The 15,517-nt window shown below is 55.5% G+C and carries 16 protein-coding genes; 6 read left to right on the top strand and 10 right to left on the bottom strand.

What is annotated here, in order from left to right; genetic code table 11:
- Positions 1-12: 12 nt before the first annotated feature.
- The 4 genes from trmD to ffh form a co-directional block, all read right to left on the bottom strand.
- Positions 13-780 carry a tRNA (guanosine(37)-N1)-methyltransferase TrmD gene (gene trmD / locus M989_RS06140; protein WP_064543366.1) on the bottom strand — a complete coding sequence of 256 codons (768 nt, stop codon included), beginning with the start codon at positions 778-780 and terminating at the stop codon, positions 13-15.
- Between the two features lie 30 nt (positions 781-810).
- Positions 811-1,359, bottom strand: coding sequence for a ribosome maturation factor RimM (gene rimM, locus M989_RS06135; protein WP_035894946.1), 549 nt, complete (start codon positions 1,357-1,359; stop codon positions 811-813).
- 18 nt (positions 1,360-1,377) lie between these two features.
- Positions 1,378-1,626 (bottom strand): 30S ribosomal protein S16, encoded by a 249-nt coding sequence (gene rpsP, locus M989_RS06130; RefSeq protein ID WP_064543364.1) that lies wholly within the window; start codon positions 1,624-1,626, stop codon positions 1,378-1,380.
- Between the two features lie 109 nt (positions 1,627-1,735).
- The gene (gene ffh, locus M989_RS06125) at positions 1,736-3,100 is read right to left on the bottom strand and encodes a signal recognition particle protein (RefSeq protein WP_064543362.1); all 1,365 of its coding nucleotides are present in this window, start codon (positions 3,098-3,100) and stop codon (positions 1,736-1,738) included.
- A 224-nt stretch (positions 3,101-3,324) separates the two neighbouring features.
- On the opposite strand from ffh, the gene M989_RS06120 reads away from it, so the two are divergent.
- Positions 3,325-4,116 carry a cytochrome C assembly family protein gene (locus M989_RS06120; protein WP_064543360.1) on the top strand — a complete coding sequence of 264 codons (792 nt, stop codon included), beginning with the start codon at positions 3,325-3,327 and terminating at the stop codon, positions 4,114-4,116.
- Positions 4,117-4,132: 16 nt separating this feature from the next.
- Positions 4,133-5,419, top strand: coding sequence for an HlyC/CorC family transporter (locus M989_RS06115; RefSeq protein ID WP_064543358.1), 1,287 nt, complete (start codon positions 4,133-4,135; stop codon positions 5,417-5,419).
- Between the two features lie 42 nt (positions 5,420-5,461).
- On the opposite strand, the gene grpE is transcribed toward M989_RS06115, so the two are convergent.
- Positions 5,462-6,055: a nucleotide exchange factor GrpE gene (gene grpE, locus M989_RS06110; RefSeq protein ID WP_064543356.1), complete on the bottom strand. Its 594-nt coding sequence runs from the start codon at positions 6,053-6,055 to the stop codon at positions 5,462-5,464.
- Positions 6,056-6,176: 121 nt separating this feature from the next.
- Here grpE and nadK point away from each other — a divergent pair, with 121 nt between their 5' ends.
- From nadK to bamE, 3 genes are all read left to right on the top strand, one after another.
- Positions 6,177-7,055, top strand: coding sequence for an NAD(+) kinase (gene nadK, locus M989_RS06105; protein ID WP_064543386.1), 879 nt, complete (start codon positions 6,177-6,179; stop codon positions 7,053-7,055).
- An 85-nt stretch (positions 7,056-7,140) separates the two neighbouring features.
- A complete protein-coding gene (gene recN / locus M989_RS06100; protein ID WP_064543355.1) occupies positions 7,141-8,802 on the top strand; it encodes a DNA repair protein RecN in 1,662 nt (553 codons plus the stop codon).
- A gap of 148 nt (positions 8,803-8,950) precedes the next feature.
- On the top strand, positions 8,951-9,289 hold the full coding sequence (gene bamE, locus M989_RS06095) for an outer membrane protein assembly factor BamE (RefSeq protein WP_064543353.1): 339 nt from the start codon (positions 8,951-8,953) through the stop codon (positions 9,287-9,289).
- Between the two features lie 66 nt (positions 9,290-9,355).
- On the opposite strand, the gene M989_RS06090 is transcribed toward bamE, so the two are convergent.
- Together M989_RS06090 and M989_RS06085 are read right to left on the bottom strand one after the other, a co-directional pair.
- Positions 9,356-9,652, bottom strand: coding sequence for an RnfH family protein (locus M989_RS06090; RefSeq protein ID WP_064543352.1), 297 nt, complete (start codon positions 9,650-9,652; stop codon positions 9,356-9,358).
- Positions 9,642-10,079: a type II toxin-antitoxin system RatA family toxin gene (locus M989_RS06085; RefSeq protein ID WP_064543350.1), complete on the bottom strand. Its 438-nt coding sequence runs from the start codon at positions 10,077-10,079 to the stop codon at positions 9,642-9,644. Before M989_RS06085 ends, M989_RS06090 begins: the two co-directional genes overlap by 11 nt.
- A 151-nt stretch (positions 10,080-10,230) precedes the next feature.
- Here M989_RS06085 and smpB point away from each other — a divergent pair, with 151 nt between their 5' ends.
- Positions 10,231-10,713, top strand: a complete 483-nt coding sequence (smpB, locus tag M989_RS06080) for an SsrA-binding protein SmpB (protein WP_064543348.1) — start codon at positions 10,231-10,233, stop codon at positions 10,711-10,713.
- Positions 10,714-10,761: 48 nt separating this feature from the next.
- On the opposite strand, the gene M989_RS06075 is transcribed toward smpB, so the two are convergent.
- Genes M989_RS06075 through M989_RS06065 form a run of 3 tightly spaced genes read right to left on the bottom strand, consistent with a single transcriptional unit; the run spans position 10,762 to position 15,448 of the window.
- A complete protein-coding gene (locus M989_RS06075) occupies positions 10,762-11,931 on the bottom strand; it encodes a beta-barrel domain-containing protein (RefSeq protein WP_064543346.1) in 1,170 nt (389 codons plus the stop codon).
- A gap of 10 nt (positions 11,932-11,941) precedes the next feature.
- On the bottom strand, positions 11,942-14,074 hold the full coding sequence (locus M989_RS06070) for a type I secretion system permease/ATPase (RefSeq protein ID WP_064543344.1): 2,133 nt from the start codon (positions 14,072-14,074) through the stop codon (positions 11,942-11,944).
- 24 nt (positions 14,075-14,098) lie between these two features.
- Positions 14,099-15,448: a TolC family outer membrane protein gene (locus tag M989_RS06065; RefSeq protein ID WP_083965128.1), complete on the bottom strand. Its 1,350-nt coding sequence runs from the start codon at positions 15,446-15,448 to the stop codon at positions 14,099-14,101.
- Positions 15,449-15,517: the final 69 nt, after the last annotated feature.

Genomic DNA, 15,517 nt, shown 5'->3' with positions numbered 1-15,517 from the left:
TATTTGGGGGTCTTAGACCAGCCCATCATGTTTATGCTGCTGTTGCGCGTGTTCCTGTTTGAACTCCGCCAGCAACCTTGCTTGCTCTTCAGTCAGAGCCAGGTTTTCCAGAAGTTCAGGTCTTCTAAGCCAGGAGCGGCCCAGCGACTGCTTCAAACGCCAGCGACGTATCTCGGCATGGTTTCCCGACAGCAGAACCGGCGGTACTTCCATTCCTTCCAACACTTCAGGGCGGGTATAGTGCGGACAGTCCAGCAACCCGTCAGCAAACGAATCTTCGATTGCCGATGCTTCATGACCCAGTACCCCCGGAATAAACCGGGAAACGGAGTCGATCAGCGTCATTGCCGGTAACTCTCCACCGCTGAGAACGTAATCGCCGATAGACCATTCTTCGTCAATCTCGGTCTGAATCACGCGCTCATCGATACCTTCGTAGCGACCACATACCAGAATCAGCTTTTGATTCGTGGCCAGTTCGCTGACGCCTGCTTGATCAAGCTTGCGTCCCTGAGGTGACAGATAAATCACCTTTGCGCCTTCACCTGCCGCGGCTTTTGCTGCATGAATGGCGTCCCGTAAAGGTTGCACCATCATTAACATCCCCGGTCCGCCGCCGTAAGGACGATCGTCCACGGTACGGTGCCGGTCATGCGTGAAGTCACGTGGACTCCAACTCTGGATGCTCAGCAGGCCATTTTTTACTGCCCGGCCAGTTACCCCGTAATCGGTAATTGCGCGGAACATTTCAGGAAACAGGCTAATTATGCCAATCCACATAGCGCCGTCTTTTACCGTTTATCCGGTGGTTTAAAAACCAGGATCCCAATCTACTTCGATAGTACGAGTAGCGAGATCGACTTTCTTGATAACCTGCCCATCGAGGAACGGAACCAGCCGCTCCTTGATACCAAATGCATCTTTCAGGTTTGCCTTAATGACGAGAACGTCATTCGACCCGGTTTCCATCATATCGATGACTTTACCGAGACCGTAGCCTTCCGTGGTCACTACCTGGCAGCCCATCAGGTCTTTCCAGTAATAGCTTCCATCTTCCAGCGCCGGCAGCTGCGAGGAATCCACGATAATTTCGCAGTTCGTCAGCAGATTCGCGGCATCGCGATCGTCAACGCCTTTCAGCTTAATGACGATATCCTGATTGTGGTAGCGCCAGCTTTCCAGCTCAACGGTCTGCCACTGACCCGCCTTCTGGATTAACCAGGGCTGATAGTCAAAAATGCTTTCGGCGTCTTCGGTGGAGGAAAACACTCTGAGCCAACCACGGATACCGTAGGAAGAACCCATTTTCCCCAATACGATCGGATCAACAGGTGCTTGTGCGGTGTGTTGCTTGCTCATCATGACCACCGTGACAGATTAAGCTGCTTTTTTAGCTTCTTTGATCAGCGCAGATACGCGATCAGAGATAGTTGCGCCCTGGCCAACCCAGTGTGCGATACGGTCCAGATCCAGACGGGTGCCTTCTTCCGCGCCAGAAGCGATCGGGTTGAAGAAACCAACGCGCTCGATGAAGCGACCGTTACGTGCGTTACGGCTGTCAGTAACAACAACCTGGTAGAACGGACGCTTTTTAGCGCCGTGACGTGCTAAACGAATAGTTACCATAACATCCTCTTGTGTGAATAGAACAACCGGGCCCCATCGAGGGAAGGGGCCCGGTGTCATATTAAAAGCCCGAAAATTTTACTCATTTTTGGGCAAAATGCAATCCGTATTATCTGCCGGGGAATCCTGGTGGCATCATTCCCTTCATTCCGCGCATCATTTTCATCATGCCGCCTTTCGACTTCATCTTCTTCATCATGCGCTGCATGTCGTCGAACTGCTTGAGCAGACGGTTCACGTCCTGCACCTGCAGGCCGCAGCCCTGGGCGATACGACGCTTACGGGAACCTTTGATGATTTCCGGCTTCGCGCGCTCTTTCAGCGTCATCGAGTTGATGATCGCTTCCATACGCACCAGCACTTTGTCATCCATCTGCGATTTAACGTTGTCTGGGATCTGGCCCATGCCCGGCAGTTTGCCCATCAGGCTCGCCATGCCGCCCATGTTTTTCATCTGCTTGAGCTGTTCCAGGAAGTCGTTCAGGTCGAAACCATCGCCCTTCTTCAGCTTGGTCGCCAGCTTCTCAGCCTGCGCGCGGTCAACCTTGCTCTCAATATCTTCGATCAGCGACAGCACGTCGCCCATGCCGAGAATACGGGAAGCGATACGGTCCGGGTGGAACGGCTCCAGCGCTTCGGTTTTCTCGCCGACACCAAGGAATTTAATCGGTTTGCCGGTAATGTGACGAATGGAGAGCGCTGCACCGCCGCGCGCATCACCATCGACCTTGGTCAGCACCACGCCGGTCAGCGGCAGCGCTTCGTTAAAGGCCTTGGCGGTATTCGCCGCATCCTGGCCGGTCATTGCATCAACCACAAACAGGGTTTCAACCGGCTTAATCGCCGCGTGAACCTGCTTGATTTCGTCCATCATCGCTTCATCAACGTGCAGACGACCGGCGGTATCCACCAGCAGCACGTCGTAGAATTTCAGCTTCGCTTCTTTCAGCGCCGCGTTAACGATGTCGATAGGCTTCTGGCCAACGTCAGACGGGAAGAAGTCCACGCCGACCTGCTCGGCCAGGGTTTCCAGCTGTTTGATCGCCGCCGGGCGATAAACGTCGGCAGAAACCACCAGGACTTTCTTCTTGTGCTTCTCGCGCAGGAACTTACCGAGCTTACCGACGCTGGTGGTTTTACCCGCACCCTGCAGGCCCGCCATAAGTACCACAGCCGGCGGCTGCGCGGCGAGGTTCAGCGTCTGGTTCTCTTCGCCCATCGCCGAAACCAGTTCGCTACGGACGATTTTGACGAATTCCTGGCCTGGCGTCAGGCTTTTGTTAACTTCATGACCAACCGCTTTTTCTTTTACGCGATTGATAAAATCACGCACTACCGGCAGCGCAACGTCAGCCTCCAGCAGCGCCATGCGCACTTCGCGCAGCGTCTCTTTTACGTTGTCTTCAGTAAGGCGTCCACGGCCACTGATATTGCGCAGCGTGCGCGACAAACGATCGGTTAAATTATCAAACATTGTCTCTCGCCTGGGGTGGAAACGGTGAGTCGCTCACGCGACAAAAAAACGGAAATTTGCGGGAGTATAACACGACACCGGGCGAGTTGTGAGGCCGTGGTTGGCGCTGATATCACGTAACGTGACGCCATCGCCCTCACACCACCTGCGCGCCTTGATACAACTCGAGGGATTTTGCGTATATACTGCTTCTCTTTCTTCACTTTGACGACTGCCGACTCTTTATGCCTGTGTTTGCCCTGCTCGCGCTTGTTGCCTACTCCATCAGCCTGGCGCTGATCATTCCCGGCCTGCTGCAAAAAAACAGCGGCTGGCGGCGTATGGCGATTCTTTCCGCCACCGTGGCGCTGGTGTGCCATGCATTTGCGCTGGAAGCCCGTATCCTGCCGGGCGGTGACAGCGGGCAGAATCTCAGCCTGTTAAACGTCGGCTCGCTGGTGAGCCTGATGATCTGTACGGTGATGACCATCGTCGCCTCGCGTAACCGCGGGTGGCTGCTGTTGCCCATTGTTTATGCGTTCGCGCTGATCAACCTCGCCTTCGCCACCTTTATGCCCAATGAGTTTATTACCCATCTGGAAGCGACGCCGGGGATGATGGTGCATATTGGCCTGTCGTTATTCTCCTACGCGACGCTGATTATCGCAGCCCTGTATGCGCTACAGCTCGCATGGATTGACTATCAGCTCAAGAATAAGAAGCTGGCGTTCAACAACGAAATGCCGCCGCTAATGGTCATTGAACGCAAAATGTTTCACATCACCCAGGTTGGCGTGGTTCTGCTCACGCTGACCCTCTGTACCGGCCTGTTTTACATGCATAACCTGTTTAGCATGGAAAATATCGACAAGGCCGTCCTTTCCATCATCGCCTGGTTCGTCTATATCGTGTTGTTATGGGGTCACTATCACGAAGGGTGGCGCGGCCGCCGGGTGGTCTGGTTTAACGTGGCGGGCGCTGGCATTCTGACGCTCGCCTACTTTGGTAGCCGCGTGATTCAACAATTCGTGGGCTAAGTACTAAGGAATTCTCTTGGAACATATCTCTACCACCACGCTGATCGTGACGCTGATCATCATGGTGGTCATCTCCGCCTATTTCTCCGGTTCTGAAACCGGCATGATGACGTTAAACCGCTATCGGCTGCGTCATCTGGCCAAACAGGGCGACAAATCCGCGCGGCGAGTTGAAAAGCTGCTGAAAAAACCTGACCGTCTCATCAGCCTGGTGCTGATTGGCAACAACCTGGTCAACATCCTGGCTTCCGCGCTCGGCACCATTGTCGGCATGCGCCTGTACGGCGATCTGGGCGTCGCCATCGCCACCGGGGTACTGACCTTTGTGGTACTGGTGTTCGCTGAAGTGCTGCCCAAAACCATCGCCGCGCTCTACCCGGAAAAGGTTGCCTACCCCAGCAGCTTCCTGCTCGCGCCGCTGCAAGTTCTGATGATGCCGCTGGTCTGGCTGCTTAACCTCATCACCCGCATCCTGATGCGCATGATGGGCATTAAAACCGACATCACTATCAGCAGCGCGCTCAGCAAAGATGAGCTGCGCACCATCGTGAATGAATCACGCTCGCAGATTTCACGCCGCAACCAGGACATGCTGCTATCGGTACTGGATCTGGAGAAGGTCAGCGTCGATGACATTATGGTGCCGCGCAACGAAATCGTCGGCATCAACATCAACGACGACTGGAAGTCTATCGTCCGCCAGCTCACCCACTCGCCGCATGGCCGCATCGTGCTGTACCGCGATACCCTCGACGACGCCATCAGTATGCTGCGCGTGCGCGAAGCCTATCGTCTGATGACCGAGAAAAAAGAGTTCACCAAAGAGGTGATGCTGCGTGCCGCCGATGAGATTTACTTCGTGCCGGAGGGAACGCCGCTCAGCACCCAACTGGTGAAGTTCCAGCGTAATAAGAAAAAGGTGGGGCTGGTCGTTGATGAGTATGGCGATATTCAGGGTCTGGTGACGGTGGAAGACATTCTGGAAGAGATTGTCGGCGACTTTACCACCTCCATGTCACCGTCGCTTGCCGAAGAAGTGACCCCGCAAAATGATGGTTCGGTGATTATCGACGGCGGCGCCAACGTGCGTGAACTCAATAAGGCTTTCAACTGGCATCTGCCGGAAGACGAAGCGCGCACCATGAACGGGATGATTGTTGAAGCGCTGGAAGAGATTCCCGCGGCCGGCACACGGGTGCGTATCGCCCACTATGATATTGATATTCTCGACGTGCAGGATAACGTGATTAAGCAGGTGCAGGTGAACCCGGTTAAGCCGATTCGGGAAAGCGTGCAGGATTAAAGATATTCCCTCTCCCCGGCTGGGGAGAGGGCAACGCGAAGGTTATGCCTTCGCCTTCGCGACGGACACCATCGCCGCACGAATGGTTCGGCCGTTCAGGGTATACCCCTTCTGCATCACCATCAGCACGTTGCCAGCGGCAACGTCATCGGACTCCACCATCGCAATCGCCTGGTGAACGTTTGGATCCATCGGCACGTCGATATCGGCGACAACCTGCACGCCAAATTTGGCGACCACGTCCAGCATCGACTTACGCGTCAGTTCAATACCTTCGATCATCGCCGCCATCGCGTCGCTGTCTTTATTCGCCACTTCCAGCGCGCGGTCCAGGCTATCCAGCACCGGCAGCAGTTCATTGACGAATTTTTCCAGCGCAAACTTATGCGCCTTCTCAACGTCAATTTCAGTGCGACGACGCAGGTTTTCCATCTCGGCCTTCACGCGCAGCACGCTTTCGCGCTCGCGGGTTTCGGCTTCCGCCAACTGCGATTCAAGGTTCGCAATTTTTTCGTCGCGCGGATCCACCTGCTCAGCAGAAGCGTCTGGTTCAACCGCCTCAACTTCTTCGTGCTGTTCCATGATAATTTCTTCCGGGGATTGCCCCTCAGGCGTTTTCTGTTCTTTACTACTCATGAATTTCTCCGCGTTTTTTCGCAATCATCTCGCTAACTTCGCTTATTATGGGGATAAGATTTCGGGTTTCAAGGGAAGCTCTCACATTGTCACCAATCTTCGGCACAAGGACATTCAGAAAATGAACAATCATTTCAAGTGTATCGGTATTGTAGGACACCCTCGTCACCCGACGGCCCTGACGACACATGAAATGCTCTATCGCTGGCTGTGCACCAAAGGCCTCGATGTGATTGTTGAGCGCCAGATAGCCCAGGAGCTGAAGCTCGATAATGTGAAAACCGGCACGCTGGCCGAAATTGGTCAGAAAGCGGATCTCGCGGTAGTCGTTGGCGGCGACGGTAATATGCTCGGCGCAGCGCGGACTCTTGCGCGCTATGACATCAGCGTCATTGGCATTAACCGCGGTAATCTCGGCTTTCTGACCGACCTCGACCCGGATAACGCCCATCAGCAGCTTGCCGACGTACTGGACGGCAATTACATTGCCGAAAAGCGCTTCTTACTGGAGGCACAGGTGTGCCAGCAGAACTGTCAGAAGCGTATCAGCACCGCCATCAACGAAGTCGTGCTACACCCGGGCAAAGTGGCGCACATGATTGAGTTCGAAGTGTATATCGACGAGACCTTCGCCTTCTCTCAGCGTTCCGATGGCCTGATTATCTCCACCCCCACCGGCTCCACCGCCTACTCACTTTCCGCCGGGGGGCCGATTCTCACCCCATCATTAGATGCGATTACTCTGGTGCCAATGTTCCCGCATACACTCTCCGCGCGCCCGCTGGTGATCAACAGCAACAGCACCATCCGCCTGCGCTTTTCGCACCGCCGCAGCGACCTGGAAATTAGCTGTGATAGCCAGATTGCCCTGCCCATCCAGGAAGGCGAGGATGTCTTAATCCGCCGCAGCGACTATCACCTGAATCTGATTCACCCTAAAGACTACAGCTATTTCAATACATTAAGCACCAAACTCGGCTGGTCAAAAAAATTGTTCTAATTTTATCGCCGCCTCTTTACTGGATAAAAAACCAGTCTATACTGTATGAAAACACAGTTATGGGTTTTCATACAGGAAAGCGGCTATGTTGGCACAACTGACCATCAGCAATTTTGCAATCGTTCGTGAACTTGAAATCGACTTCAACAGCGGCATGACGGCCATCACCGGGGAAACCGGTGCGGGTAAATCTATTGCAATTGATGCCCTCGGGCTGTGCCTGGGTGGCCGAGCGGAAGCCGACATGGTTCGCGTTGGCGCCACACGCGCCGACCTCTGCGCGCGCTTTGCGCTGAAGGACACGCCAGCGGCCCTGCGCTGGCTCGAGGAGAACCAGCTGGAAGATGGCCGCGAGTGCCTGCTGCGCCGCGTCATCAGCAGCGACGGTCGTTCTCGTGGCTTTATTAACGGCACGGCCGTACCGCTTTCCCAACTGCGCGAACTGGGCCAGCTGCTTATCCAGATCCACGGCCAGCATGCCCACCAGCTGTTAGTCAAATCCGAACACCAGAAAACGCTGCTCGACGCCTACGCTGGCGAGTCCAATCTCGCACATCAGATGGCGGAAAATTACCGCCTCTGGCACCAGAGCTGCCGCGATCTGGCGGCTCACCAGCAGCAAAGTCAGGAACGCGCCGCGCGAGCCGAACTGCTGCAATACCAGTTGAAAGAACTGATCGAGTTCAATCCGCAGCCCGGTGAATATGAACAAATCGATGAAGAGTACAAGCGCCTTGCTAATAGCGGCCAGCTGCTCTCCACGAGCCAGCATGCGCTGGCTATCCTGGCCGACGGCGATGACGTGAACCTGCAAAGCCAGCTCTATACCGCCCGCCAGCTGGCGGGCGAACTGGTGAGCATGGACGGCAAACTCTCCGGCGTGCTGGATATGCTGGAAGAAGCGGCCATTCAGCTAAGCGAAGCCAGCGACGAACTGCGCCATTATTGCGACCGGATGGATCTCGATCCAAATCGTCTGTTCGAGCTGGAACAGCGTCTGTCAAAACAAATTTCCCTGGCGCGGAAGCATCAAATCTCGCCGGAAGCGCTGCCGGAATACTATCAGTCGCTGTTGGATGAACAGCAGTTGCTCGACGACCAGAGCGACTCGCTTGAAACGCTCAAACTAGCTGTTTCTCGCTATCATCAACTGGCACTGGACACCGCGCGCCAGCTGCACGCTCAGCGTCAGGCCAGCGCCCAAGAACTGGCGCAGTTGATTACCGACAGCATGCATATGCTCTCTATGCCGCACGGCGTGTTTGATATTGACGTCAGCTTTGAAGAACAGCATCTGACCGCCGAAGGCGCAGATCGTATTGAGTTCCGCGTCACTACCAACCCGGGCCAGCCGCTGCAGGCGATTGCCAAAGTGGCTTCCGGCGGTGAGCTGTCGCGTATTGCGTTAGCTATTCAGGTGATTACCGCGCGTAAAATGGAAACCCCGGCGCTGATTTTCGATGAAGTAGACGTAGGCATTAGCGGCCCAACGGCGGCGGTGGTCGGTAAGCTGCTGCGCCAGTTGGGTGAATCAACCCAGGTGATGTGCGTAACCCACCTGCCGCAGGTAGCAGGCTGTGGGCACCACCACTTCTACGTCAGCAAAGAGACCGACGGCGCAATGACGGAAACCCATATGCAGCCCCTGGATAAACGGGCTCGTCTGCAAGAGCTGGCGCGGCTGCTGGGGGGCAGTGAAGTCACCCGTAATACGCTGGCGAATGCGAAAGAGTTGCTGGCCGCATAAACTTTTTTGATTTCCTAGAGTCTGAGTTCACAATAAAAACGCCGTAAGACCTGATATCAAAGGTTTCCAACTTACCTCAGGTCTATTATCATCGGCACATGACATATGAGCCGCGTACTGCTCGGGCCCGAAAAGGAATCAAATCACTATGCGCTGTAAAACGCTGACTGCTGCCGCAGCGGTTCTTCTGATGATGACTGCAGGCTGTTCCACTCTGGAGCGAGTGGTTTACCGTCCTGATATTAGTCAGGGGAACTACCTGGCACCTAACGATGTAGCGAAAATTCGTCCAGGTATGACCCAACAACAGGTCGCCTACACCTTAGGTACCCCGATGATGACCGATCCGTTCGGCACCAACACCTGGTTCTATGTTTTCCGCCAGCAGCCAGGCCATGAAAAGGCGACCCAGCAGACACTGACGTTGACCTTCAACAGCAGCGGTGTGCTGACCAACATCGATAACAAACCGGCGCTGACCAAATAAGCCAACGCTGACGAAAAAAAGCGCTCAATGAGCGCTTTTTTATTGTCTGCAAACAGCAGCCGAGGGTTATCCCTTTTTCTGCGCCGACTTTTCCGCCCGCTGGCGGCGAAGCTCTTTTGGATCGGCAATGAGCGGGCGATAAATCTCAACCCGGTCGCCATCGTGAACCTCATCCTGCAGTTTCGCCGGGCGACTATAAATACCGACCTTATTTTTGCTCAGATCAATATCATTACGCAGCGCTAACAGGCCGCTTGCCTGAATCGCCTGCTCGATCGTCGCCCCCTCATTCAGGGTAACGCGCTGAACATACTGCTTTTGCGGCAACGCGTAGGCCACCTCCACGACAATCTTACCCGACACGATAAACCTCTCTGGCGCGCATCGTGAAGGCCTGCACCATATTCAGCGCCAGTTCTTTAAAGATACGACCAAACGCCAGTTCAATAAGTTTGTTGGTAAACTCAAAATCGAGATGGAATTCAATCTTACAGGCGTCCTGGCTTAATGGCGTAAACTTCCAGCCACCAATCAGCTTTTTAAACGGCCCATCGACCAGGTGCATCAAAATGCTCTGGTTATCGGTTAAGGTATTACGCGTGGTAAAGGTCTTACTGATACCCGCTTTTGCGACATCGACCGCCGCCGTCATTTGCGTCGGTCCAGACTCCAGAACGCGGCTGCCCGTACAACCGGGAAGAAAATCCGGGTAGGCATTCACATCATTCACCAGTTGATACATTTGCTCCGCGCTGTAGGGAACCAGCGCAGTACGGCTAATCTGAGGCATAGCAATTTCCATGATCGAACACGGCGTAAATAGTATCATTTATCTACGGTTAAAAAAAACGGACGCAGGCTATATCGTGCTAAGATAACGCATTACGCCTCGCGGGAGCTTGAGGCTAGGTTTATCAGATTAGCGATAATTTCAGGATATTATGACAAAGAAAAAAGCACACAAACCTGGATCGGCCACGATTGCGCTGAATAAACGCGCCCGCCACGAATACTTTATCGAAGAAGAATTTGAGGCGGGCCTGGCACTCCAGGGCTGGGAAGTGAAATCCCTGCGCGCAGGTAAAGCCAACATCGGCGACAGCTACGTTATCCTGAAAGACGGTGAAGCGTTCCTGTTCGGTGCCAACTTTACCCCGATGGCCGTAGCGTCTACGCATTACGTTTGCGATCCTACCCGCACCCGTAAGCTGCTGCTCAACCAGCGCGAACTGGATTCCCTGTACGGGCGTATCAACCGCGAGGGTTACACCGTGGTGGCGCTGTCGCTGTACTGGAAAAACGCCTGGTGTAAGGTAAAAATCGGCGTGGCGAAAGGGAAGAAACAGCACGATAAACGTTCCGATCTGAAAGATCGTGAATGGCAGTTGGATAAAGCCCGCATAATGAAGCATGCAGGCCGCTAATACGACTGGCTGACCCTCTCCTGGCGGGGGAGGGTTTTCGATACGCTCCTAGCGTTCACGCAACGCTTCATTCACCTTGTTCAGCGGTTTGATCAGATAATCGAGCACCGATTTTTGTCCGGTCTTAATCTCAACGCTTGCCACCATCCCCGGCAGGATCGGAAAACGCTGCCCCGCTTTATTGCGCAGTTCAGCGCTGTCGGTCCGCACGTAAACCCGATAGTAGAACTGATCCCGGCGAACCTCATCCTGTAATGTATCCGGCGAAACCACTTCGACCGTACCGTTCAGATTGCCATAGATCGACGTATCGTAAGCAGTGACCTTCACCGTAGCGGCAAGGCCTGGGCGAATATAGGCGATATCACGCGGGTTAATCCGCGTTTCAACCAACAGCTGATCTTCCAGTGGCACAATTTCCATCAGCTTACCGCCCGGCTGGAGCACGCCGCCGACGGTGGTGATCTGAATATCCTTCACCACGCCACGCACCGGGGAAAAAAGCGTAGCGCGATCCAGCTGATCCGCTTTCCCCGCCATGACCTGTAACTGAGCATCAAGATCGGCATTGGTTTTTACCTGTTCTTCCCGCGCCCGCACCGCAAACTGGTTACGCGCCTCATCGATTTTACCCTGTAGCTCTGTGGCCTGACGCTGAAGACGGATCACCTCAACCTGGCCTGCTGCCCCTTTCTGTACCAGCGGCTGGGTCATCTGCAGCTCCGCTATCACCAGCCGGTAGTTTTTCTGCAGATTGTTGACCGTTTCATTCAGGTTGCGGCGACGGGATTCATACAGCTGCTGTTCGCGGGCAACCAGATCCGGCTCGCGCATAGATTCGGCGCTGAACTTCAGCGGCGCGCCGGTCAGTTCAGCACGTAGACGCTCGCTGGACGCACGCAGCGCTCTGGCACGGGCAGCCGCTTCGCCGTAATTTGACTGAAACCGTGTCGGGTCAAGCCGGGCCAGCACCTGCCCCTGCTCGACAATATCCCCTTCGCGTACCGCCAGCGACTTGATGATCCCGCCATCCAGACTTTCGATCACCTGCGCATGGGTCGAGGGCGTGATTTTGCCCGTACCGACAGTCACCTCATCAAGGATCGCCCACCACGCCCAGACCACAAAGACCACCAGACCGATCAGCGACAGCCAGATAATCGACGAGTAAAACCGCCCCTGGCGCGCCAGCTCTTCCTGCATCCCCAGTTGACTCATGGCAATATCCTCAGGCGATAGACGCCACGTTACTGTTATTCTGCGCCTGCTTAAGCAGCGAATCCCGTGGGCCATCGGCAATAATTTTGCCGTTTTCCATCACCACTATTCTGTCCACCAGATTGAGTAACGCCGGGCGATGGGTTACCAGGATCAACGTACGCCCGGTCAGCCACTGCTGGAGCTGGCGGATAACCCAGGCCTCCAGCTGTTCATCCATTGATGCGGTGGGTTCATCCAGCAGCACAATCTGCGGATTGCGAACGATTAACCGACTCAACAGCACCATCTGCCGCTGTCCGCCGGAAAGCCCGCGTCCACCTTCGTTGATCAACCGGTCAAGACTGGCGGCATCCTGCTGCACCATGGCGATCGCTCCGCTGATACGCAGCGCCTGGATAAGTTCCGCCTCGGTGGCATGAGGATGCCCCAGCATCAGATTCTGCCGCAGCGTACCGAAGAAGAGACGCGAATCCTGAGAGAGGTAGCCCACCTGGCGACGGACGTCATCGGGGTCGATATGCGCCATATCAACGCCGTCGATAATCGTTTTGCCTTTCGTGGCCTGCGCCTGGCCAGAGAGCAGCTTCAGCAACGTCGACTTTCCGGCACCGGTTTTGCCGAGAATGGCAACGCGCTCGCCAGGCTTAATCTCCAGCTCACCTATCTGTACCGCCTGCTCGCCCTTCTCTTCGTCATAGCTGTACTGCAAGCCCTGGACCTGGTAGTGACCCGCCAGCACCGGGCAGTGGGCCATTTTTTTGTCGGCCTCTTTATCGAGCGGCTTTTTCAGCAACTCATTCAGTCCGGTCATCGCTGATTTCGCATGTTGCCAGCGCGAGAAGACCATCGTCAGCTGCATCAGCGGCGCAATCGTACGCGAGGAAAGCAGGCTACAGGCGACCAGGGTACCGGTCGTGATCCCACCATCCAGCACCAGATAGCAGCCGAACACCAGCATCCCGGCGTAGGTGATCTGCTGGACAGTAGAGGCCCATCCGCTAAGCCGTGCGCCCCACACGCGCTGTTTCATGCCGATTGCGGCACCTACCGAATGGGTGTGCTCCCACTGGCGCTGGAAATAGGGTTCCGCCTGCAGGGCTTTGATATCCTCGATCCCTTCGATCGATTCGACCAGCACCGCGTTACGGATAGCGCTCTCGCGCATCCCCTCTTTCGCCAGCTTCGCCATCGGCCACTGCACCAGCAGGCCAGGAATAACAATCAGCGGGATGGCGATCAGCGGAACCGCCACCAGCGGGCCGCCCACCAGCGCCATAATGCCAAGGAACAGGAAAACAAAGGGCATATCCATCGCCGCGCCGACGGTAGTTGACGTCAGAAGCTCGCGCACCTGGTCAATTTCACGGAGCTGGGAGATGAATGAGCCGGTGGATTTGGGACGCGCGTCGTTTTTGATGGCCATCGCCCGCGCAAAGAACAGCGAGGAGACCTTAAGGTCGATGTGCTTACCCATAATGTCGGAGACATGGGTTCGCGCAAGACGAATAAAATACTCAAACGCCGCCGCCATCAACACGCCGAAGAACAGCACCCACAGGGTCGGGATCGACTGCGCCGGAATAACCCGGTCATACACCTGCATTGAGAAAAGGATCGCCCCCAGCGCCAGCACGTTGCCAACAATCGAAGCCAGCGCAATCTCGCTCAGCTTGCGTCCGCTGTGGCAGAAATGACGCCAGAACCAGTGTGCTTCCCAGGGACGGGTAAACTCATCGATACGCGAATCGCGCCCGCGTGCGGCGATACCCAATAGCACAATCTCGGGTTTAACACGGGTGAGCAGGGTTTCCAGCGGTTCTTCACGCACCAGATCGCCGCCGTCGCTGAGCCAGTAGCTGACCAGTCCGTCTGCGTCGATCGCCTCCAGCAGCATCAGCTCGCCGGATTCCAGTTGGACTATCACCGGCAGGGTCTGCGCATTCCAGCGCATATTTTTCAGTTCGGCGGTCCGAACCTGTAGCCCCATTAATCCACTGAGCCGCTCCAGTCGTACATTCAGAGGCAAGGATTCAAACCAGCGCATCTGCTGACGTACCGCCGGCGCGTCAGCGGGCAGGCCAAAACGCCCTGCCGCCCGCACCATAACATTGATCCAGCTTTCGGTTTCGGGATGTTGCATCTACATCTCCTGTACCCTGTGCGTTTAAAGAGAAGGCAGCGTGTCGCCCACGGTACGGCTCCGCTCGATACCTAACATGTCGAGTAAGTTATCTGCCGCAGCGGCATAGCGTACGGCCGCATCCCAGCCGTCATAGCGCGCGGTGATGGTCGAGGTATCGGCCTGAAAAACATCCTGTTCAACGCTGAGCAAATCATTGAGACTGCGTTTGCTGAGCTGGTATTCACCCTGATACACCCCTCGCGCCCGCTCGGCGCTGGCGTACTGTATTTCACCAGCCTGCTGGCGCTGCTGCGATCCGGCCAGATCCGCCCATGCCGTTGCCGCTTTCTGGTTGATATCCAGTTTGCTGGCCTCCACCTGCGCACGCGCGTTGGCACGATCGCCTTCCGCTGCGTCAACTCTCGCGCTGACCGCCCCGCCCTGATACAGCGGCGCATCCACCACCAGTTGGACCTGATCGTCCCAGTAATTGCTGCTGTTGCTGCTGCTCTGGTAGCGCGTACGGCCGGCCTGCACCGACAGCGTTGGCCAGTGCTGAGCCTGAGCCTGACGAATACGATCGTCAGCCGCGAGCTGTTTAGCGCGTGCGCTGCGTACCGCATAGCTTTGCTCATAGGGAAGCGTTTTGAGGGTGATTTTTTGCTTAAGCAGATCGACCGGCAGGTCGGGCAGCGTGTCTGCAGTCACGCCGGTCAGCACGCTGAGCGCTGCCTGAGCGGAGATCCGCTGCGCCGTATATTGCGCCAGCGTAGCGTTCATTCCGGCGATACGGGTTTGCGCCTGCAATACGTCAGACTGCGAACTTAGCCCAGCTTCGGCGCGAAGTTTAGCCATCTCCAGCACTTTGTTCAGCGAGTTGGTATTTTTTTTCGCCGACTCCTCCAGCGCCTGAAAACGCTTAACCTGGAGATAGGTTTGCAGCGTCTGCATACCGACCTGATTCAGTGAATCATAGAGCTGGTAGCGATAGGCATCCGACAGGTTATGTTGCTCATCAATACTGCCGCTGGTTTTGCCAAAATCCCACAGCAGCTGGCGCAGGTTAATACCGGCTGAGGCGTTACTGTTCAGCGAACCGGAAGAGTCTGTTCGATGAGAACGTCCGGTATTCCCTTGCAAAGAGACCTGCGGGAACCAGGCGCTTTCCGCCTCGCTAAGATTGGCCTTGCCGACGCTAATTTGCGCCGCGGCCATCGAAATATTGGGGTTACGTGCAAAGGCGCGAAGAATCGCCTCTTTGATAGTCAGTTGTGCCTGGTAAGCATCTCCCGGCGCCGCTTGCCATCTTGTATCTTCCGCGCTTCTTGCGCTGCCTGTCGATGCCATCAACAGCGCCGCCAGCATTGTGCAATGCAGGATTGTTTTCGTCATTCACTCCACCTTAGGTTACCCCGGTGATATTTTTACATCCGAACCCGCCTCGTCCCTGAGGCGACAACC

This window comes from Kluyvera georgiana ATCC 51603 (assembly GCF_001654985.1).
Classification (GTDB): domain Bacteria; phylum Pseudomonadota; class Gammaproteobacteria; order Enterobacterales; family Enterobacteriaceae; genus Kluyvera; species Kluyvera georgiana.
This window is presented reverse-complemented; position numbering and strand designations above follow the sequence as displayed.